Genomic DNA, 18427 nt, shown 5'->3' on the forward strand with positions numbered 1-18427 from the left:
ATTTGACTAAAAAAAACTATATATTTTTGCCAAAAAATACTATATTAGAAAGATAATAGTAATTTGAATAAAATGCAAAATCAATCAATATGAATAGATTGTTGTCTTTAGATTTCATGCGAGGATTCATTATGGTTTTACTGATGTTGGAAAGTGCAGGATTGTATGAGCCACTCTTTGAAGCAACTGAAAACGGTTTTCTGGGCCTAATTTTTGCCCAATTCTTTCACCATCCTTGGCACGGTTTGCATTTTTGGGACCTTATCCAACCGGGATTTATGTTCATGGCGGGCATTGCTATGGCCTATTCATTACATCACCAAGAAATACAAGGAGTTCCTTGGACAAAATCACTGATCAAAACACTCAAAAGAAGTGGCTGGTTGTTCTTTTGGGGGGTATTAGACTATGCAGTGCGAAAAACAGGATTGTCGTTTGAGCTATGGGATGTGCTTACTCAATTGTCAGTTACAACCCTGATCACGTTTTTGATTTTTCGGTGGAATTATCTTCATCAAATCCTATTTAGCTTGGGCTTACTTTTGCTAACAGAAATATTGTATCGATATACTCATATTCCGAATTTCGATCAACCATTTACAGACCAACACAATTTCGGGAATTACATAGATTTGGTATTGATGAACAAAATCAATAAAGGGGGCTGGGTTGCCATTAATTGTATTCCTACGGCAGTGCATACCATTGCCGGAGCGATGGTTGGGAAAATCTTTTTGCATCGTGATAAACCAATAAATCTACTTCTTTGGGGCAGTTTGGCATGCCTTTTGCTTGGATTTGGGCTCGACTTGCTTGAGATAACTCCTATCATCAAACGTATCGCCACTTCCTCTTTTACCCTTGTATCCCTCGGATATTGCCTGCTGGGAATTGCCTTTTGTTATTGGTGGATTGATCTCAAAAACCACAAAAAAAACGTCGATTTTTTTACCATCGTTGGCATGAACTCCCTCTTCATTTATTTGTTTTTTGAGATTGTGGGTCACCGTTGGTTTAATGGGTATATCGAACAAATTACTACTGGATTATTCCTGCCATTTAGGCTTTCTATTATACCAAATCAAATCGTTTCAGCACTAGTAATCTTCGGATTGGAGTGGGGAATGTGTTATTTTTTGTATCGAAAAAAGATATTTTTCAGGTTGTGATAAGGTCTAAATTTAAATTTTTTCAACGTACATTTACTGAATTATGTCAAAACAACTATTTTTAAATTTACCGGTAAAGGACCTTCAAAAATCTGCCGACTTATATACTGCATTAGGATTTCAAATGAATCCTCAATTTTCAGATGAAACAGCAAAATGCATGATCTGGAGCGAGCATATTTATGTGATGTTATTGACACACGAAAAATTTAAACAATTTACTTCCAAACCCATTGCAGATACTAAATCACAATTAGCAGGTTTGTTTTCACTCTCATTAGACAGTATCCAAAAAGTGGATACAATGATGCAAATGGGGCTAAATGCAGGTGGAACAGAGCCCAATGAGCCGAGAAATTATGGCTTTATGTACCAGAGAACTTTAGAGGATTTTGATGGTCACACTTGGGAATTATTCTTTATGGATATGTCAAAATTCAGCGAGCAATAGCCTCAAAAAATTCTTGCAATTTTCGTTCGTCTAATATTCCGTTGGTTCGCACTCCACTACACAAATCAATGCCAAAAGGCTGAACGGCGTCTATGGCTTGTCGGACATTATCTTTGTTTAATCCCCCCGCTAAAAACAAGGGAATGGAGATGCTTTCTCTAATTTTTCTACTCAAATCCCAATTATGTACTCTGCCAGTCCCTCCCAATTCTTTTGTAGCCAAATTAGGGTTTCCGCTGTCTAACAAAATTGCATCAACAAACTCAGAAACCTCTATCGCCTCTTGAACCGAAGCTTCATCAATTACATGAATCACCTGCACCAGCTTCACATGTGGCAAGGCATTTCTGATGGCTGTATATTCTCGACCTTCTAATGCATCAACTATCTGAATCGTCGTTGTATGTACTTTTTGATAATGAGACACAATAGCTGAGGCCTCTGTTTCACTGGTCAACAAAAATGTAGCAATTGGTGGAGGCACCGTTTTAGCAATTTGGTGGATTAAAGAGTCTTCTATAATCCCCGGACCACTAGGCATGTTCCCTACTAATCCCAAAGCAGAAGCGCCATTTTTAATAGCTATTTGTGCTTCTTCTGGACTACTAATGCAGCAAATTTTTACGTGCGTCATTCCTCTTATTTTTTTAAAAATACTACTAATTTTTGGATTGCTGAAGGGCCCATTCCATGTAAATTTGCTATTTCGACCTGTGTTTTCGTTTTTAACTTTTCAAGAGTGTAAATGCCTTCATTCACCAAGGCGCGAAGAGCAGGTCGCGCCAATTTTAATTCAAGAATATTACCATCCATTTGCTGAATTTCAAGATCATACCATTGGGCTAGTTCTTGGTTGGATTTAAGATTACAATTTTTCATACTCTGGTAACTCAAAATCATCAGATGTGGAAGACGTATTTATACTCGAAAAAACCTTCCCAATTTTTTGTACGACCTTACTCGAAATAATGTTAAGAAGGGTATTCAACACAAAGATACCTAATTTCGTTTTTGGATGAGCCAATTTGGGAACCCCTGGAGGAAGTTTTTGGATTTTGTTTACATAAGGACGAAAGAGGTTGTCGTAGGAGCCAAAAGCCTTCTGATGGTCTGCATGTTTGGAAAGTTCTCCGGCCAACAGATAGGCCCCGAGAACCGAAAGACTTACTCCCATTCCTGTTAAAGGAGAAGGACAATACGCGGCATCGCCAACCATCGCACAACGCCCTTTCGACCATCTAGGTGCAATCACCTGACTAATGGCATCAAAATACATGTCTGTATTGCATTCCATGGCTGCCAAGACTCGCTTTGCTTCCCAACCGGCATCAAAAAATTTTTCTGACAAAATTTCTTTTTGTTCCGCCAAACTTAGTTTTTCATAGTCCTTTGGTTCTGAAAGAAATGAAAAAGAAGCCCTGGTTGTGCCCTCATTGTCTGGACGCATCACAATCACTCGCGAATTTGTTGCATTGTACCACCTCGCCCAGCGACTATCTGAATCGGCCCTTGGAATGGTAAAATACGAAACATATAATCCAACAGGCCGCACCACAGGCTCATCTCCAAAAATTAAATTTCGTGTTCGAGAGCGTATTCCATCTGCACAAATGACCAAATCAAAATCCCTGATTTCCCCCTGTTGAAAAGTAACTTTTACACCTGAATCATGCTCTTCCAAAGCCGTAATTTGATTCCCAAAAAGGTACTCCACCTTGTCTTTGGTGTGTTTATACAAAATCTTTACAAGGTCTCCACGAAGAATTTCCAATTCGCTGGTTCCCAGGTTTGATTCGCCTTTGGGCAATGAAGCTTGCGTAACATTGTCACTGTTTACAAATAAAACACCCAATTCACCCGTATCCGAGGCACGGATTTCATCCTCTATACCCATCAATTGCGCAATCCGTTTCGCAGCACCTTTGATGTCTACATTTTGTCCTCCCAATCGAAGCGATTCTGCCCGTTCCACAATGGTCGTTTGAAAACCATAGCGATCCAACCAAAAGGCCAGGGTGGGGCCAGCAATACTTGCTCCTGATATGAGTACTTTTTTGGGTTTCATTGGGTGTGATTAAAATTGTATAAATTTAATTATCAGGGCTCAACAACCAATCAATGGCATTTACCTTTTTTACGCCATTATAAGTTCCAGTATCGTAATCCATGGTCAATAAAATCTTTTCATTATGGTCGGATATACGATTAAAGGGCTTTAATTCGCGTTCTAAAGTAAGTTCATTTTGAACTGTTTGAGAAACTTGAATATATTTTGTATATCCGTCCTTCGTTCGAACAACAAAATCCACTTCCAATCCATCAGTTTTCCCAATCCAAACCTGATAATTCCTTCTTTTCAATTCAAGATATATGACGTTTTCTAACAAATGACCAGAATCAGTAGACAACTCTTTCCCTATCAATGCAGAGCGAAAGCCCAAATCGACCAAATAGTATTTTTCTTGCGTGGCCAAATGCTGTTTCCCCTTGATATCAAATCGATTAACTCGATAAAATAAATACGCTTCTACCAGGGTACTTATATACTTTGAAACGGTTTTATTATCTATTTTTTTATTATTCGATGTTAACTTATTGGAAATATTACTCGAAGAAATACTTGAACCAATAGAGTCTATTAAAAAATTGACAACTTCATAATAGGAGTTTTCTGCATATATAGTGTAGCGCTTAGAAATGTCGTTTTCAAAAATATTTCGATAAACCGTTTGTAAATATTCGGCGACAAAATTTCCCCCAACTTCAGACAATCGTATGGCTTCAGGAAATCCACCTATGCGGATATACTCAGCAAATGCTCTATCTGGATTTGCTTCTTTACCCGTGTAGCTTAGAAATTCTTTAAAAGAAAAAGGCAAAACATGTATTTCAAAGGCTCTACCCGTCAATAATGTAGCCAACTCACTTGATAACAAAAAAGCATTTGAACCCGTTACATATAAATCAATATTGGGAGTAACAAATAGCCCTTCTAGTAGCTTTTCAAATTCCTTTACATTTTGAACTTCATCGATAAACACATAATTAACTTGATTTTCTTTTGCCTGATGAATGATAAAATCATAGATCTCTTTCCAATTTTTTTCTGCCAAATTTCGAAAATTTGGCATATCTAAATTGATCGAAATGATTGAAATAGTTGGATCATCATTTCGTAATTGGTTCTGAAATTGGGTAAATAAGGTTGACTTTCCACAACGCCTTACACCTGTAGCTACTTTGATTAGATTCTTGTCTTTTAATAAAGAAAGAGTCTCAAGATATGATTGTCGCAGTATGGTTTTCATTGCCTGCAAGGTATATGAAATTCCTAAAACTTCCAAATATTACAAAGTTTTAGGAATTTATAGGCCTGAAATTCCTAAAACTCTGCGATAAAATAGATGGGAGTTTTGTCGACAAGTTTCGAGATGAAAAGATATCTTTATCCATTTTAGGCAATGAGACCATGGGATTTAAACTTCTCCACATCCAAAAACATAATGCCCCAGAGGTGACCATCCAAATCTTCGATGCTTCTCAAATACATAAAACTTTCGGGAAGTACCGGCACGGGCTCTGTGCCGCCCGCTTGTAAGCCATTTTCCATCATTTCGTTTACTTGCTGAATGCTCTCTACTGGCAAGGTATGTGAGGTAGTTTGGAATGCTTTTGCATCTGCCAAGGGTTTATTCAAGTAAGAGGTAAAAAACGATTTGGACTGCAACATCACATAAATAGCGTCAGACCAAACCAAGCATTTTTGGTCTTCATCTGTAAACAATGGATTAATCGTAAACCCTAATGCCACATAAAATTTTACCGATTTTTCTAAATCGTTTACCGGAAGATTGATGAAAATTTGTTTCATTATTTCCCCAAAAATTCAACAATTAGTTGAGAAATCAAAGCCGGTTTTTCAGAAAAAACCATATGAGAAGTATTTGGTAAGATTAGCAACTGAGCACTTGGGATAGTGCGGTAAATGTGTAAACCATGTTCTAATTTAATTACATCTTTATCTCCATAAACCACCAAAAATTTACTTTTGATACTACGCAAATGTTCGTCGGAGATTACCTCTTTTGTAACCCACATATCTCGTAATTGAATAAATGATTTTTGCCAAGTGTTTTTATTGGGGGATAATTTCAAAAAGTCATTTAACCAGTATTGTCTATATTCTTCAGAAATATTTTCGGGGGTTCTTGTTTTCATATTTTCCACAAATCCAGCAGGAGCTGCATCAAACATATCACTATCAGAGCCACTCGCAATTACTTTTTTTACTTTATCTGGACGGTCATGCGCAAGTATAAATGCAGAATTCCCGCCATCACTCCAACCCAATACATACACACTATCCAATTTCATTTGATCGATAAATGCCGCATAATAATCTGCATAAATCTGGTAACTGATGGCAGCAATTTGCTCTGATCTACCTTGTCCCGGACTATCCAAAGCAAGGACTCGGTATTTTTTCGACAAGGTACCTATGACTTGTTTAAAGTCCTTAATAGAACCAAATCCACCGTGCAACAACAACAAGGGTGTTCCTTTCCCGTACTCCTCGTAATATACTTTGGCGCCTTTAATGGTAATGTATTTTCCGTGATTGGACCCGTACGGGATTTGTGCTATACCAAGAATACTAACGATTGAAAACAGGGTTAACAGCAGTGATTTTTTCATTTTACATTTTATTTAACTAGGTAATATCCCAATTGTTGATTATACCACAGGTTATCATCAAAATCTTGTTCTTCAATAATTTTACCGTCTTTCATTTTCACCAAAGTAACCCCAGAAAGATTCATCATGTTTCCAGTTTTATTGTGTTTCCCCTGAAAATTCCAGTGTTTGACCAATTTGTCTCCATGACCCCAAACATCGATAAAGGTAAATTTAATATCTGAGAATCCAATCAAATAGGCATTAAATGCTTTTTTAAACCCTTCAATTCCTTGTGCTCTGATTCCTTCCTTTTGGTTTAATAAAATTACATCGCTTGCAAAATTTTGTTCATTAACCTGATCAATGTCGCGTTGATTAAAAATTTTGTCCCAAGTTGCCTTATAGAGTTGAATATTTGTTTCGACTTGCTTTTCAGCTTTTAAAAGGTCCTGACATTCTTTTTTAGACTGTGCAGTTACCGTAAATCCCGCAAGTAATAAAATAAAATATAGTAATTTTTTCATGTGTGTTTTGTTTGTATTGTCATAAATATTAAAAAACCATCAAGCCTGTTTATTTCCAAAAATAGGTTGGATCCAACTTTCTATACTTCTTGCCCAAATAGCGCAATATCTCCGAATGCACCAATGCTGGTTCTTCCCAAGGTGAAATATGCGTTGCATCTGGTACAATATAAAGGGAGGCTTGAGGCAAATTTTTGTAAAGCGCCATGGTATGTTCTAAGGTAAACATGTCGTGGTCGCCGGCCATCACTAAAAACGGAACTTGAATGGAATTTAATTGTGCTAAAGTAATTTTCGGATTGTTATATGCATTTGCGGTTACCTTCTTTTTAGAGGACGCAATTTTGCTTTTATCAGGAGCCAATCTTTCATAAGTAGAAAAATACTTTGCTATTTCTTTTTTTGTTTTAGCAAAAAGCGGATCCTTCGGATCCATTCTCCAAGTTGAATCAATTCCGATAAATACTCCAGAAACTTCTCCCGTGAAATTAGCTCCCAATATTACTGCTTTGTTTATCTTTTCAGGATGAACCAAGGCCAATTCAAGTGCAATATTTCCTCCATCGCTCCAGCCTACAAATTTTGCCTTCTTTAGTTGAAGCTTATCCATGAAACCATTCACGTCTAATGCCATTTGTGCATATGTCAATTCTTTTTCGTCACTATCTGTTGTTCTTCCTTGCGAGCGAGAATCCACTGCAATTACTTTATATTTCTTGGAAAAGGCCGCAATCATGCCGCCCATCATTTCAGAGGACCCATAACCTCCGTGCAACAATATTAAAGGTTCTCCTTTTCCATAGGTTTCATAATACATGCTTATATCTCCTACTTGAACTCTTTTTCCAACTTTTGAATTGGAGCCGTAAGGAATTTGGGAAAACAAAGTCCCACTGGTAAAAATGAATAAGAGGATGAATAGTTTATTTTTCATTATTTTTTAGCTTTTGCATAAATAAATTGCTGAATATTTTTTACCTGCTGAGAAGAAAGGCGATCGCCAAATTTAGGCATTCCCTTTGGCAAGAAAATTCCTTTACGAACAATGTCGTCAATCATGTTGATTATCTCAGGCTTGGAATAAGTTAAATTAGGAATGGTTCCACCTCCATTTAATTTATGACAACCTGAACAGTAAACATCAAAGAGTTTTGCTCCTTCTGCTAATTGTGATGCCGATGCGGTAACAGCCACATTTAATTTTGTTTTAACCTCCATCGGAATAGGAGTTGGCATTTTTAAATTTTTTAAACGTTTTAATTTTTTATTTTCCTACTTGCGCAATTGGTCTAAACCGAAGGGCAGACCACGTTTCATCAATTGAAATTGCTGTTACTGTGGTGATGCCAAATTCTTCTCCGGTAACTCGTAATATATCTCGATTAATATCGGTTTTAATTTTTGAAGTACCCTTCGGATAGGCAAACCATAACACGGAGTCAAATTCTATTTGGGATAAATCTTCTTCAAGAAAACTTATAAAATCTGATTTGCTTGAAAGAAAAACCAAGGTATTTTCACTTTTGGAATCTTCAAATTGGGTCTTGAAACCCAATTTGAGAAATTCCTCTTCCATAATTTTCGGTGCATTGAGCACAATTCCTTGCGATCTGAATTTAAGTTTTTTGATTGTTTCAAGCATATAAACTTCTTTTTGATTTCTCGACTAACCTATTCATTAAGTTTATCAAAACCAAAATTGAAATTTTTCAAATTATTTTTTAACTCCTCTTGAAAACTGCTCTACTGCAGAAATTTTACCTTCCAAATTGAATTGGAATAATTCATTAACCTTTTTCTCCCAAACAGTTCCGTCTTTCAACACGCGTTTTTCGGAAGCATGAACTAAAATTCCTGAAACAGGATCAGTGTCTTTTAATTTAAATGGTAAAATCACATCTGGCCTCCAGTCCAAAGATTTGTATTCTGCAAATAGACTAGGCCATTGATCTTTTTTAACCTTCATCACATTGCCATCAAAATCTTCAATGGTTACCTCATCTGCTACACATTCAGTAAAGGTTTTAATATCCATTGAATTATATGCTTTCACAAACTTCTCAATCATGTCTATCTCTCCACGATTTGAAAACTGAAATGGGCGACCATTGTACGGGTCATTGGGTTTAGCAGAAATATATTTTCCTCCATAGGTCTTTCCGAATTCATTCTCCTTTGGAATATTGTAATATTGGTTAAAATCAGAAATTTTCCCGTCTTTACCTACCTTAAATATTTCAAATAAATTAAGCTTTTGCTTAGACCCATCTTTAAATTCACGGTCTTCAGTAGATTGCATTAAAACGATCTCATCTGATGACCCCGGAACTTTTAAAGGCAAAATTGCCATTGGAACATTGTTCAAAGTTTTCATAGACTCATGAAATTTTCTATTAAAATCGCCTCCCTTTTTTTGCATTTCCTCTGAATAAAATGCTTGTTCAGCCGCTGAGCTGTTGGAGTTGTAGGCTTTCGTTGCGTCCAACACAACTTTAGAACTTTTTTCTGATCCCAATTGGAAGCTTTTTCCGTTGTCTGGACCATTAAAAATCTTTCCTGCATTCTGCGCAGAAACTGTGAAAGTAGATGCCAAAAGTGCACCAAATAAAATGAGCTTTTTCATAGATTAGATAAATTATGATATTTTTTCTGCAAGTACTTATTATACCTAATCGTTTAAAAATCTTAAGAGTAAATTTTTGTTCCCATTTGTGTTTTTGGGAACAGATGATTTAGATAATTCGCGTGCCAAAACCTTTCAATTGGTAGTTTTACAATCAAAATATTTCAAAACTATATCACTTATGAAAAAAACAATTTTATCAATCCTAGTAGCCGCTTCAATGATGGCATGTACCAGCGAGGCTGACAAAAATGCAAAGCTTGCTCAGGAAAATGTTACTTATTATTCTCACGTTTGGGAAGTAGCTATCAATGAAGGAAGAACAAACATTTTAGATACTGCCTATGCTGAAAATGCAGTTCTACATACTGTACCAGAGGTAAAAGGCAAAGCAAATGCAAAAGCTTATTATGAAAATTTTGTAACAGGATTTTCAGACCGTCAATTTATTGTGAAAGAAATCTTTGCTGATGGTGACAAATTAGTAAAATATTGGCAGTTTAAAGGTAAACACACAGGGCCTTTCTTTGGTATTCCTGCGACTGGCAAAAATGTAGATGTAATTGGATGTACCATTGCCAAAATGAAAGATCGTAAAATTACAGAAGAACAAGATTTCATGGATAACCTTGTTTTTATGCAACAATTAGGACTCATTCCGGTTAAATAAAAAGAATCGACCGGGGTTTAGGCTCCGGTCGACTTTCTTTCCTTAATATAGGTAGAAGGCGTAACCCCCTTTCTTTCCTTGAAGGCATCAATAAATTTGGAGCGAGAAACAAAGCCCACCTCTGCCGATATTGCTTCAATCGTAATTTTTTGAGCCATACCATTTTCAATCAAGTCACAAGCATAATTTATTCGCAGATCGTTTTTCCACTCGCCAAAAGTTTTGTTTAATTCTTTGTTAAAATAAGTTGACAAAACTCGTTCTGTTATTTTTAGGTCGAAGGACATTTGCGATAGGGTAAAATCCTTTTTAATAAAAGGAGTAGTTACCAAATATTGTTGTATGGCGTTGGTAATTTCCAATGTTTCAATCCCATTTTTCAAAGGCTTTGCAATGCTGGACTTTATTTTTTGAAACGTGTTTTCTTCTTCCAAGTCAACAGAATAGGAGATATTTCCATATAAAATTTTAGGATATAAAAAGAGAATAAAATTCTGAATAAAGAATCCGCCGCCACAAATGCGGAAAAAATGACTTTCGCTAAAGAGTTCAACGGAAGGTATCCCTAAAATTAAAAAGGGTTTAAAGTATAGGGTTATCATGTGTCCAAGACTTGTGCCAGCAATCAAGACTTGTAAAAAAAGTAAGGAGAAAAACCAGCGCTGAATGATCACATGATTGGAAGGTAAAACGCCAAAGGCCTTAAGAACCTGTCGCTTGTTCCAAAAAAAGTACACAATCGAAAGCACAGCATACAACATCACATGAATGGAGCGACCATATAGCAGTTGCTCAAAAGTCGCCCACCAAAAATTCAAACGATAATCTTCCGTGTAATTGACAATTTCATGTGCCATGCGGGTTTTTACCTCCAAAGGTAGTGTCGTAAATGGCAAACAATTAATCGCTACAAAAACCGCCGGAAATAAATGAAGCAAATCGATGGGCTGAAATGCCTTGTTGTTGGAAAGCGTGTATTTAATATAAAAAAACAGACTGGGCCCCAACAAAAATGAAAGGGGCAAAAAATGCACAAAACAAATCCCCTCCCAAAATTCAATTTTACTATAATGCAGACCGAAATAAACCATCACCACCAAATTACAGCACAAGAAAAACAAGGCTAAATAGATGTTGGACCGGTTCAAGGAACTTAGGTAATACAATAAAATAAAAGAGGTAAAAATCCCAAAGACTGGTGCAAGTATTTCCAAAATGATATATAAATAGAGTTGTTACAAGTTAAGAAAATTAATTTTTTTATTTCAAATTCATTGTAAAAACTTAATATTGTATTTTTAGAAACCTGTTTAATAAATTATGAAAAATTTTTACAACAAATTACATTACCATTTGCTCTATGTAATTCTTTTTCAATGCCTTGCATTAACTAGTTTTGCACAAGACGGCACCATCTATCCATTAGATGCTCCCAAAGAACCCAATGCAATTCCTTTGGGCACAGGCGCTGTAAAAGACCAACCGGCCAAAGAAACTTGGTTTCGCCAATGGGGAGATCCAATGGCAAGAAACATTTCTACAGCAACTTTAACACCATTTTTCCCTGAAAAAGGAAAAGCAAATGGCGCTGCTGTAATTGTGGCACCTGGTGGTGGTTACCGCTGGCTTTCTATGGGAAATGAAGGCTGGGAGGTAGCAGAGGCGCTTGCAAAAAAAGGCATTACTGCATTTGTATTAAAATATCGCTTATTTCCTACGGCAGAAAAATTAGAAGATTTTACGGCTTGGATGAATCGCCCTCGCCCACCGGCTCCACCAAAAACAGATAGCACAAAAAACACAAATCCAATGGCACAAATGGATTTGTCTAATCAATTGCAAGACGCCGAAGCAGCCTATGCCTTGATTTTAAAAAATGCAAAGGAATGGGGTGTAGATGTTCAACGGATTGGCATGATTGGATTTTCTGCAGGGGCCGGACTCACCATGCACTGCACGCTAAATTCCAAAACAATGAAACTGGCCTTTATTGGACCAATTTATGGCGGAATGGGTCCTGTAAAAGTACCTGAAAATGCACCCCCAATGTTCAATGTCATTGCCTCTGACGACTTTTTATTCAATGGCCAATTTGGAATTATCGATTCATGGTTTAAGGCAAAACGACCGGTTGAATTTCATTTATACCAAAATGGTGGACACGGTTTTGGCCTTGGGAATCCGAACCGAACCAGCAATAAATGGTTTGATGCCATTACCCATTGGTTGGAGGTGAATAAGTTTTTAGGAAAATTATAGCCCTATGAAACGACTTCCGATTCTCCTTTTTTTTATTTTTCTCCAACAGATCGTTGCCGCGCAATCCTATCAAAAAATTCACAAAAATGCCATTTTAGTAGATACCCACAATGATATATTAATGAAAGTGGTGGATCAGGGAGTCGTTTTTGACCATGATTTAAGCGGGAAAACGCATACGGACTTAAATCGATGGAAAAAAGGAGGATTAGACGTACAATTGTTTTCTGTCTATTGCGATGGAGATACCAAAAATCCATTTGTTTATGCCAACAGAGCGATGGATAGTCTGGACGCTGTTATTGCAAGAAATCCAAACAAAATTGCAAAAGTTGCCAACTACAAAGAATTAGTTCAAGCTGTCAAACAAGGCAAAATAGCCGCCATGTGTGGTGTAGAGGGCGGACACATGATAGACAACAATTTAAGCAATTTAGAAGCCCTCTATAATCGAGGTGCCCGCTATTTAACATTAACCCACAACGTTGCCCCCAATTGGGCAACAAGTGCCGCAGATGAAGTCACAAATCCCAAATTAAGTCATAAAGGGTTAACAGATTTTGGGAAAAAAGTAGTTCAACGCATGAACGAATTGGGCATGATGGTTGACGTAAGTCATGTAGGCGAACAAACCTTTTGGGATGTCATTCAACTCAGTAAAAAACCAATTATTGCCTCCCATAGTTCTGTTTATGCCCTAATGCCGCACAGAAGAAACTTGAAAGATGAGCAAATAAAAGCCATCGCAAAAAATGGAGGGGTAATTCAAGTAAATTTCTATCCTGGTTTTTTAGACCCCAGTTTCAATGAAAAAGAAAATTCATTTTTAAAAAGACACCAGTCAGAAATGGATGCTTTGAAAAAAACCGGCCTGGCCGACTATTATTTATTAGACGCCATGTATGCCAAATATCCTGCCGAAACCCAAGCCCTGCGACCCGCACTTTCCGTTTTAATAGACCACATCGAATACATTATCAAATTAGTGGGCGTAGATTATGTAGGCCTTGGTTCAGATTTTGATGGAATACATCTAACTCCAAAAGAATTAGATGATGTAACAACCTACCCGCTCATCACCAAGTCGTTGGTAGAAAAAGGTTATTCTAAAAAAGACATTAACAAAATTTTGGGTGGCAATTTATTGCGGGTTTTGAAAGCGAATGAGGAGTAATACTCATATTCAAAAGGTAAAAGCGTTTTAATCCTCGAGCAATATTTTATCCATTTTTTTACCCTTTGCCAATTCATCAACCAGCTTATCTAGCATCCGAACTTTTTTCGTCAATTCGTCTTCGATTTCTTGTACACGGTACCCACAAATCAAACCCGTAATTAGGTGGGCATTGGCATGTAGGGTCGCCTCTGCAAAGAAGGTTTCAAAGGTTGAGCGTTCCTGAATATACCTTTCGATATCCTTCAACGAAAACCCCGTCAGCCAAGAAATAACTTGGTCCAATTCTTCTTTTGTTCTGCCCTTTCTCTCCACTTTTGTTAAATAAAGAGGATATACAGTTCCGAAAAGCATCTTTTTTATTCTGTCGTTTGAAGCACTATTTTCCATGATTCATTTGATTTTGATCTTTCAAAAATAAAGGATTTAAATTTATCAATTAACTGAACTTTAAAACTCGTAAATTGCAGGGGGCCACCCCGGCTGGGTAAGGGGACGCATTACCCCTTAAAAAAAGAAAATCAAAATCACTAACAGGAAACTTATATTTCGCATTACTACCTAACCCATAAAGCAACAGAAGACATTAGTTCAATTTGGTATTACACGTATGATAAGCCCTATTTCCTATTATTTCCAAAACGATGGTATTATTCCCAACAACTCTTTACCAGTTTTGATTTACAAAAACGTCCTACAAGATTTTGAGGCAACCTTTAAAAAAAACGGGTGGACAAACAATTGGATGGACATCATTTTGCCCTATGACCATTTTCATAGCAATACACATGAGGTTTTGGGATTAGCTCAAGGAGCTGCCAAATTAAAAATTGGTGGGGAGAATGGTATTGAGTTACAAGTAGAAACGGGAGATGTCATCATCATGCCTGCAGGGGTGGGGCATTATTCACTTGACAATTCAATGAAATACCAATTTATTGGCGGTTATCCCAATGGTGCAGATTGGAATCTGAAAACGAATTTAGAAGAAGAACAAACCATCTTAGCAGAAATCGCAAATATCCCAATACCAAACACTGACCCATTATTCGGTATCAATGGGCCATTGTTTGATTATTGGAAATAGCGATTTAGTCTATTATTTTTTATACAAAAACCCCATACATTTTGTCAACATGGCTGGAATGACCGACACGTGAGTTTCGTCAGCAAATTCAACAAATTTAGTCTGTATGTTTTTGTAATGACTTGTTAATTGGCCATCAAAATAGCGTAAATCTTCAATCGCATCCTTCGGCTCTAAACTCCCAAAAGATAAAAATACTTTTGCATTATACTCCTTATGAGTAGCGGCATAATTTTTTTCGATAGTACGAATCTCATTATTGAGGGCTAAACGTTGAGAAGAACTATTAATTCCATATCGATTAAATAATTCAGGTGTTTTAAACATTAAATTAGCAACCATTTGTCCACCCAAGGAATGCCCAGAAATACCTCTACTACCATTAAAACTATATTTCGTTTCAATCAATGGAAAGATTTGTTTTGTTAAGGTCTGTAAAAATTGGTCACCTTTCCCAGAAATGGTACTTCCAGCCGGCAAACCCATTGCTTTTGCGTAACCTACATCATTTAAGGTATCTTTGGAAAATGTATAATCTGGCCACCTGTTTTTCAACCATTCGCTTGAAGTAGTTTCTGGACCAGAAATGGTCACCACCATAATTTCCTCAATTGAATTTTCCAACTGGAGGGCTCTATGAACCCCATGAGCTATGGATGCTGCGTAATACCCATCTAAAATATAATACACAGGATATTTTTTGCTGGCATCATACCTTACCGGCAAAGAAACCTCCACGGTATATTTTGTCTGATTGTAGTTGGAGGTCAATTCATACTTTGCCGTTAAGTCTTTCGACAAGGGGAATTGAGCAATAAGAGATTGGGAAAGAACTAGGACCCCAAGGAATAAAAGTTTCTTCATTTCAATTGAATTTATAATAGCACCTCGCTAATTTGAACTATTGGTATACTATTTGTATAGTTCGGTACGTCTGCATTCAATTTTGCAGATACTTCTGCATTCATAGCCTTTTGGAATGAGTCTAAAGAATCAAAATATAAGTAGCCAATAGCTACATAAGGTAAAGGTGTATTGGGTACGCCGCTGGCCAAACCCTTATCAATTTCAACTGCTTTTAGACTATTACCTAATAAAGATTTTGCCAAAGTCATGTGTTTGTTTACATAATAATCCATATTAAATGTCTTGCCTTCACCTTTGGGATAATAAATACCAACTTTAATCATTCCTTTGGTAATTTTTGGAGTTGAAGAAGCATTTTGTGCGAATGACACCTGAACCATCATGACGAATACTGCTGTTAGGATTCCGATTAATTTTGTTTTCATAGAGTTTCTATTTATTTAACAATTGGCATATCAGAGCTAAACATATCTCTATGTATTTTCCATTTCCCATCTTCTTTTTTCCACATCACAAGATATTTTCCTTTTTCAACAACGGTACCGTCTTTAATGTTTAGTTCAAAGGCCCCTTCTTCAGTAATCGTATTCCCATCGCCCCAAATTTCTTTGGATGTCAACTTAATACCTGTTATACCTGATTTAAAAATTCCTGAGACAGCAGAGGTAACTGCGGCTCTACCTTCTGCACTTGGGGCATTGGGATTCATAAATTTGGCATCAATGGTATAAACATTTGTGGCCAGTCCCACTGAATCGCCCTTGCTAACATAGTTTTCGAAGGATTTATTTGCTTCGTTAATTTCATTTTGAGCATTCGCCAAATCGAAAGCTGGTTTTGTTTCTGATTGACATGATAACAAACTTGCAGCAACGAGTGCTGAGAATAATAATTTTTTCATAGTAATAGAATTTTAATTAAAAGGTACAATTATTTCTTTTCTGCGGCTTTTTTGGCCTCTAACTCATCCATGACAAATTTGGTATCATAGAAATTAACTTCTTGGACTTCTTTATCATTTTCCCATTTAATGGCTTGGTGTACATTTACTGTAAATTCCTTGCCCGAAAAATGTCCTTTCGCGTGCCATGTTCCCCATAAGTTTGACCATGTTTCACCATTATTCATTTTCATAGTCACAACACGTAAAAAAGTAAAGTGTGGGTTTTCCCAAAAAGAGACATTAGCAAGAAAATCTGCTTTATATGCTTTTTTGCCAACCATATCGGGGATTGTATCACTCGGATAAAAAACTTTAATGTTCTCGTCTAATTCATCCCAAGCATAAGAGGTGTCGCTTGAAGTAACCGCCTTAATTTGGTTGTGAATAATTTGTGATTTTTCATCGTTAGAAGAAAAGGTTCCCCCCAAAGAGTCTGCCGTATCTACTACTGAAACAATCGAAGATTCTTGCTTCTGTCCGCAAGAAAATAAGGCTGTGGCTACAGCCATGATCAAAAAGATTTTTTTCATTTTTTTCGTTTATGTTTTATCAAACATAAAACAAAAGGCAATTTCGAGATGAAATTCTGATTTAGAAAATGTTCCAAAAACCGAAAACGGAACAAATCATTTACTCTTCTGATAGCTCTTTAAACGATTTCTTTTGCAATTTTTTGATAGCCGTTTCAATGCTTTTTTCCGGTTCAATGATATTATAGGCTCCCCAAAAATCCGGGTCAGCTAAATTTCCAACTTTATCCGACATAATTACATTGGAGTTCAATTTTTGCGCATTTAGTTTTTCTTTGTTTTCCTGATTTTCCCAATCGGTGATAGCCAATTCTACCGTAGTACTATAAATAGTGTTAAAAATCCGTTTGTCCCAATTTAATTTAAAGGTCAGATCCCCGCGAGAATAAGCAAAATTCCATTTACCATTTTGTTGTCGATAATTTACCTGATAACGGACCTCTGTGGGGTATAAGGTAAGTCCGGCCGGCTTTTTACGTACAAATAAAGCACCCGACTTCACCTTGTCCTCTACATTTAAATGAAAGCTAGCGCTGACCATCGCAAGACTTTTTGCATCAACAAATAATTGACCATAGTACAAGGGACTTTCAATACTTGGTTTTTGTTTAAATCCTAAAACCAAGACTTGATTGTCATTGATATAGGTTACCTCATCCAAACTAAAATCATAAAGTTCAAATGCATTTTCTGAAAAGATAAAATCTGGATTCTTGATGATATCAACAAATAAGGCCGAATAAGGACCGCCTTGTAATTTAAAGTTTACTGTATCTAATTTATTGTAATCGGTGCTTTTTCTACCCTTAAACAATTTAACTTGGTCCTGCGAGGCAACTGAAAAAGGTTGCTTGTCGATATTCACAATAGATTCTGAAAGAGAAACATAGGTGCGTCGTTTTCGGATCGTTTCTCTGTAAAACCCAAGCATTTGAAGTGGATTTTCTCCATAGTTTTGAGATCGATTTTTTAGAACATCCAAAAAGATTTTGTTGGCATCAGTCACATTTACCACTACTTCTTTTAGTAAGATGTTGCTGGGCTCCAAATACAATACATTTTTTTCAAGCTTTAAATCCTTGATAGAAAAAACTTTGTTTTTATAGCCCAAATAAGAAATAATGAGGTTTGCATTTTGCTTTTCTGCTGGCACTTTAATAGAAAAATTTCCCTCACTATTACTGATGGTTGAAATTGTTGTACCTGAGATGGTAATACTCGCATAGGCCAGTTTATCTTTGGATTTACTATCCAAAATAGATCCTTTAAATTGCTTAAAAGAACTAGTATCGCTTGGGTAGTAGGTTGACAAACGAGCAGAAGCTGGCATTTGAGCTAGCACTACGAAGAAAAATCCTATTATTCCCCGTACAAAAAAGAGTAGGTTGGTTTTCATGATACATAGCTTATAAATTAATGTTTCAATGGTTTTCTCTTAATCATACCGCCTTTG

Annotated in this window: 24 protein-coding genes; 6 read left to right on the plus strand and 18 right to left on the minus strand. The window is 36.6% G+C overall.

Translation table 11 applies throughout. The annotated features are described in order from the left end of the window. Window positions 1-89 precede the first annotated feature (89 nt). Both EOJ36_RS09330 and EOJ36_RS09335 read left to right on the plus strand, forming a co-directional pair. Window positions 90-1169, plus strand: coding sequence for an acyltransferase family protein (locus EOJ36_RS09330; RefSeq protein WP_238944453.1), 1080 nt, complete (start codon window positions 90-92; stop codon window positions 1167-1169). A 43-nt stretch (window positions 1170-1212) separates the two neighbouring features. Continuing rightward, on the plus strand, window positions 1213-1620 hold the full coding sequence (locus tag EOJ36_RS09335; RefSeq protein ID WP_127804690.1) for a VOC family protein: 408 nt from the start codon (window positions 1213-1215) through the stop codon (window positions 1618-1620). Here EOJ36_RS09335 and EOJ36_RS09340 read toward each other — a convergent pair. The 11 genes from EOJ36_RS09340 to EOJ36_RS09390 form a co-directional block, all read right to left on the minus strand. Then, window positions 1607-2254 carry a phosphoribosylanthranilate isomerase gene (locus EOJ36_RS09340; RefSeq protein ID WP_127804692.1) on the minus strand — a complete coding sequence of 216 codons (648 nt, stop codon included), beginning with the start codon at window positions 2252-2254 and terminating at the stop codon, window positions 1607-1609. The genes EOJ36_RS09335 and EOJ36_RS09340 overlap by 14 nt on opposite strands. 5 nt (window positions 2255-2259) lie before the next feature. Beyond that, on the minus strand, window positions 2260-2499 hold the full coding sequence (locus EOJ36_RS09345) for a helix-hairpin-helix domain-containing protein (RefSeq protein ID WP_238944454.1): 240 nt from the start codon (window positions 2497-2499) through the stop codon (window positions 2260-2262). After that, the gene (locus EOJ36_RS09350) at window positions 2486-3685 is read right to left on the minus strand and encodes an FAD-dependent monooxygenase (protein WP_127804694.1); all 1200 of its coding nucleotides are present in this window, start codon (window positions 3683-3685) and stop codon (window positions 2486-2488) included. The genes EOJ36_RS09345 and EOJ36_RS09350 overlap by 14 nt, the downstream gene beginning before the upstream one ends. A gap of 25 nt (window positions 3686-3710) precedes the next feature. Then, complete coding sequence (locus EOJ36_RS09355; RefSeq protein WP_127804696.1) at window positions 3711-4928, minus strand: ATP-binding protein; 1218 nt, start codon at window positions 4926-4928, stop codon at window positions 3711-3713. Between the two features lie 146 nt (window positions 4929-5074). After that, window positions 5075-5491 carry a VOC family protein gene (locus EOJ36_RS09360; RefSeq protein WP_127804698.1) on the minus strand — a complete coding sequence of 139 codons (417 nt, stop codon included), beginning with the start codon at window positions 5489-5491 and terminating at the stop codon, window positions 5075-5077. Next, complete coding sequence (locus tag EOJ36_RS09365) at window positions 5491-6315, minus strand: alpha/beta fold hydrolase (protein ID WP_127804700.1); 825 nt, start codon at window positions 6313-6315, stop codon at window positions 5491-5493. The genes EOJ36_RS09360 and EOJ36_RS09365 overlap by 1 nt, the downstream gene beginning before the upstream one ends. An 8-nt stretch (window positions 6316-6323) precedes the next feature. Further along, complete coding sequence (locus EOJ36_RS09370) at window positions 6324-6821, minus strand: ester cyclase (RefSeq protein ID WP_127804702.1); 498 nt, start codon at window positions 6819-6821, stop codon at window positions 6324-6326. Window positions 6822-6870: 49 nt separating this feature from the next. Then, window positions 6871-7755: an alpha/beta fold hydrolase gene (locus EOJ36_RS09375; protein WP_127804704.1), complete on the minus strand. Its 885-nt coding sequence runs from the start codon at window positions 7753-7755 to the stop codon at window positions 6871-6873. Beyond that, window positions 7755-8057, minus strand: a complete 303-nt coding sequence (locus EOJ36_RS09380; protein ID WP_127804706.1) for a c-type cytochrome — start codon at window positions 8055-8057, stop codon at window positions 7755-7757. The genes EOJ36_RS09375 and EOJ36_RS09380 overlap by 1 nt, the downstream gene beginning before the upstream one ends. Window positions 8058-8085: 28 nt before the next feature. Further along, complete coding sequence (locus EOJ36_RS09385; protein ID WP_127804708.1) at window positions 8086-8463, minus strand: hypothetical protein; 378 nt, start codon at window positions 8461-8463, stop codon at window positions 8086-8088. 72 nt (window positions 8464-8535) lie between these two features. Continuing rightward, window positions 8536-9444: a hypothetical protein gene (locus tag EOJ36_RS09390; RefSeq protein WP_127804710.1), complete on the minus strand. Its 909-nt coding sequence runs from the start codon at window positions 9442-9444 to the stop codon at window positions 8536-8538. Between the two features lie 181 nt (window positions 9445-9625). On the opposite strand from EOJ36_RS09390, the gene EOJ36_RS09395 reads away from it, so the two are divergent. Then, window positions 9626-10114 (plus strand): ester cyclase, encoded by a 489-nt coding sequence (locus EOJ36_RS09395; protein WP_127804712.1) that lies wholly within the window; start codon window positions 9626-9628, stop codon window positions 10112-10114. 17 nt (window positions 10115-10131) lie between these two features. On the opposite strand, the gene EOJ36_RS09400 is transcribed toward EOJ36_RS09395, so the two are convergent. Further along, window positions 10132-11328 (minus strand): helix-turn-helix domain-containing protein, encoded by a 1197-nt coding sequence (locus tag EOJ36_RS09400; protein WP_127804714.1) that lies wholly within the window; start codon window positions 11326-11328, stop codon window positions 10132-10134. Between the two features lie 106 nt (window positions 11329-11434). Between EOJ36_RS09400 and EOJ36_RS09405 the strand changes: the two genes are divergently transcribed. Both EOJ36_RS09405 and EOJ36_RS09410 read left to right on the plus strand, forming a co-directional pair. Further along, window positions 11435-12373: an alpha/beta hydrolase gene (locus tag EOJ36_RS09405; RefSeq protein ID WP_127804716.1), complete on the plus strand. Its 939-nt coding sequence runs from the start codon at window positions 11435-11437 to the stop codon at window positions 12371-12373. 4 nt (window positions 12374-12377) lie between these two features. Next, window positions 12378-13547, plus strand: coding sequence for a dipeptidase (locus tag EOJ36_RS09410; protein WP_127804717.1), 1170 nt, complete (start codon window positions 12378-12380; stop codon window positions 13545-13547). 27 nt (window positions 13548-13574) lie between these two features. Here the strand turns inward: EOJ36_RS09410 and EOJ36_RS09415 are convergent, their stop codons facing one another. After that, window positions 13575-13937 carry a DUF2200 domain-containing protein gene (locus EOJ36_RS09415; protein ID WP_127804719.1) on the minus strand — a complete coding sequence of 121 codons (363 nt, stop codon included), beginning with the start codon at window positions 13935-13937 and terminating at the stop codon, window positions 13575-13577. Between the two features lie 220 nt (window positions 13938-14157). Here EOJ36_RS09415 and EOJ36_RS09420 point away from each other — a divergent pair, with 220 nt between their 5' ends. Then, the gene (locus tag EOJ36_RS09420) at window positions 14158-14634 is read left to right on the plus strand and encodes a hypothetical protein (protein ID WP_127804721.1); all 477 of its coding nucleotides are present in this window, start codon (window positions 14158-14160) and stop codon (window positions 14632-14634) included. Between the two features lie 12 nt (window positions 14635-14646). On the opposite strand, the gene EOJ36_RS09425 is transcribed toward EOJ36_RS09420, so the two are convergent. From EOJ36_RS09425 to EOJ36_RS09445, 5 genes are all read right to left on the minus strand, one after another. Then, window positions 14647-15498 carry an alpha/beta hydrolase gene (locus EOJ36_RS09425; protein WP_127804723.1) on the minus strand — a complete coding sequence of 284 codons (852 nt, stop codon included), beginning with the start codon at window positions 15496-15498 and terminating at the stop codon, window positions 14647-14649. A gap of 11 nt (window positions 15499-15509) precedes the next feature. Continuing rightward, window positions 15510-15926, minus strand: coding sequence for an EthD family reductase (locus EOJ36_RS09430; protein ID WP_127804725.1), 417 nt, complete (start codon window positions 15924-15926; stop codon window positions 15510-15512). Window positions 15927-15937: 11 nt separating this feature from the next. Then, entirely contained in the window at window positions 15938-16402 is a 465-nt protein-coding gene (locus EOJ36_RS09435) for a YybH family protein (protein WP_127804727.1), read from the minus strand. A 29-nt stretch (window positions 16403-16431) separates the two neighbouring features. Next, window positions 16432-16974, minus strand: a complete 543-nt coding sequence (locus tag EOJ36_RS09440) for a nuclear transport factor 2-like protein (RefSeq protein ID WP_127804729.1) — start codon at window positions 16972-16974, stop codon at window positions 16432-16434. 100 nt (window positions 16975-17074) lie between these two features. Further along, window positions 17075-18370, minus strand: a complete 1296-nt coding sequence (locus tag EOJ36_RS09445) for a carboxypeptidase-like regulatory domain-containing protein (protein WP_127804731.1) — start codon at window positions 18368-18370, stop codon at window positions 17075-17077. Window positions 18371-18427 lie beyond the last annotated feature (57 nt).

Source organism: Sandaracinomonas limnophila (assembly GCF_004005965.1).
In the GTDB taxonomy this organism is placed as follows: domain Bacteria; phylum Bacteroidota; class Bacteroidia; order Cytophagales; family Spirosomataceae; genus Sandaracinomonas; species Sandaracinomonas limnophila.

Bases quoted from the DNA above. Each gene is read 5' to 3' on its own strand.
- EOJ36_RS09430 (WP_127804725.1), bottom strand. From the start codon at position 15,926: ATGAAAACAAAATTAATCGGAATCCTAACAGCAGTATTCGTCATGATG.
- EOJ36_RS09440 (WP_127804729.1), bottom strand. From the start codon at position 16,974: ATGAAAAAAATCTTTTTGATCATGGCTGTAGCCACAGCCTTATTTTCT.
- EOJ36_RS09445 (WP_127804731.1), bottom strand. From the start codon at position 18,370: ATGAAAACCAACCTACTCTTTTTTGTACGGGGAATAATAGGATTTTTC.
- EOJ36_RS09330 (WP_238944453.1), top strand. From the start codon at position 90: ATGAATAGATTGTTGTCTTTAGATTTCATGCGAGGATTCATTATGGTT.
- EOJ36_RS09335 (WP_127804690.1), top strand. From the start codon at position 1,213: ATGTCAAAACAACTATTTTTAAATTTACCGGTAAAGGACCTTCAAAAA.
- EOJ36_RS09365 (WP_127804700.1), bottom strand. From the start codon at position 6,315: ATGAAAAAATCACTGCTGTTAACCCTGTTTTCAATCGTTAGTATTCTT.
- EOJ36_RS09340 (WP_127804692.1), bottom strand. From the start codon at position 2,254: ATGACGCACGTAAAAATTTGCTGCATTAGTAGTCCAGAAGAAGCACAA.
- EOJ36_RS09375 (WP_127804704.1), bottom strand. From the start codon at position 7,755: ATGAAAAATAAACTATTCATCCTCTTATTCATTTTTACCAGTGGGACT.
- EOJ36_RS09355 (WP_127804696.1), bottom strand. From the start codon at position 4,928: ATGAAAACCATACTGCGACAATCATATCTTGAGACTCTTTCTTTATTA.
- EOJ36_RS09425 (WP_127804723.1), bottom strand. From the start codon at position 15,498: ATGAAGAAACTTTTATTCCTTGGGGTCCTAGTTCTTTCCCAATCTCTT.
- EOJ36_RS09395 (WP_127804712.1), top strand. From the start codon at position 9,626: ATGAAAAAAACAATTTTATCAATCCTAGTAGCCGCTTCAATGATGGCA.
- EOJ36_RS09350 (WP_127804694.1), bottom strand. From the start codon at position 3,685: ATGAAACCCAAAAAAGTACTCATATCAGGAGCAAGTATTGCTGGCCCC.
- EOJ36_RS09405 (WP_127804716.1), top strand. From the start codon at position 11,435: ATGAAAAATTTTTACAACAAATTACATTACCATTTGCTCTATGTAATT.
- EOJ36_RS09380 (WP_127804706.1), bottom strand. From the start codon at position 8,057: ATGCCAACTCCTATTCCGATGGAGGTTAAAACAAAATTAAATGTGGCT.
- EOJ36_RS09435 (WP_127804727.1), bottom strand. From the start codon at position 16,402: ATGAAAAAATTATTATTCTCAGCACTCGTTGCTGCAAGTTTGTTATCA.
- EOJ36_RS09345 (WP_238944454.1), bottom strand. From the start codon at position 2,499: ATGAAAAATTGTAATCTTAAATCCAACCAAGAACTAGCCCAATGGTAT.
- EOJ36_RS09370 (WP_127804702.1), bottom strand. From the start codon at position 6,821: ATGAAAAAATTACTATATTTTATTTTATTACTTGCGGGATTTACGGTA.
- EOJ36_RS09410 (WP_127804717.1), top strand. From the start codon at position 12,378: ATGAAACGACTTCCGATTCTCCTTTTTTTTATTTTTCTCCAACAGATC.
- EOJ36_RS09360 (WP_127804698.1), bottom strand. From the start codon at position 5,491: ATGAAACAAATTTTCATCAATCTTCCGGTAAACGATTTAGAAAAATCG.
- EOJ36_RS09390 (WP_127804710.1), bottom strand. From the start codon at position 9,444: ATGAAAAAGCTCATTTTATTTGGTGCACTTTTGGCATCTACTTTCACA.
- EOJ36_RS09385 (WP_127804708.1), bottom strand. From the start codon at position 8,463: ATGCTTGAAACAATCAAAAAACTTAAATTCAGATCGCAAGGAATTGTG.
- EOJ36_RS09415 (WP_127804719.1), bottom strand. From the start codon at position 13,937: ATGGAAAATAGTGCTTCAAACGACAGAATAAAAAAGATGCTTTTCGGA.
- EOJ36_RS09420 (WP_127804721.1), top strand. From the start codon at position 14,158: ATGATAAGCCCTATTTCCTATTATTTCCAAAACGATGGTATTATTCCC.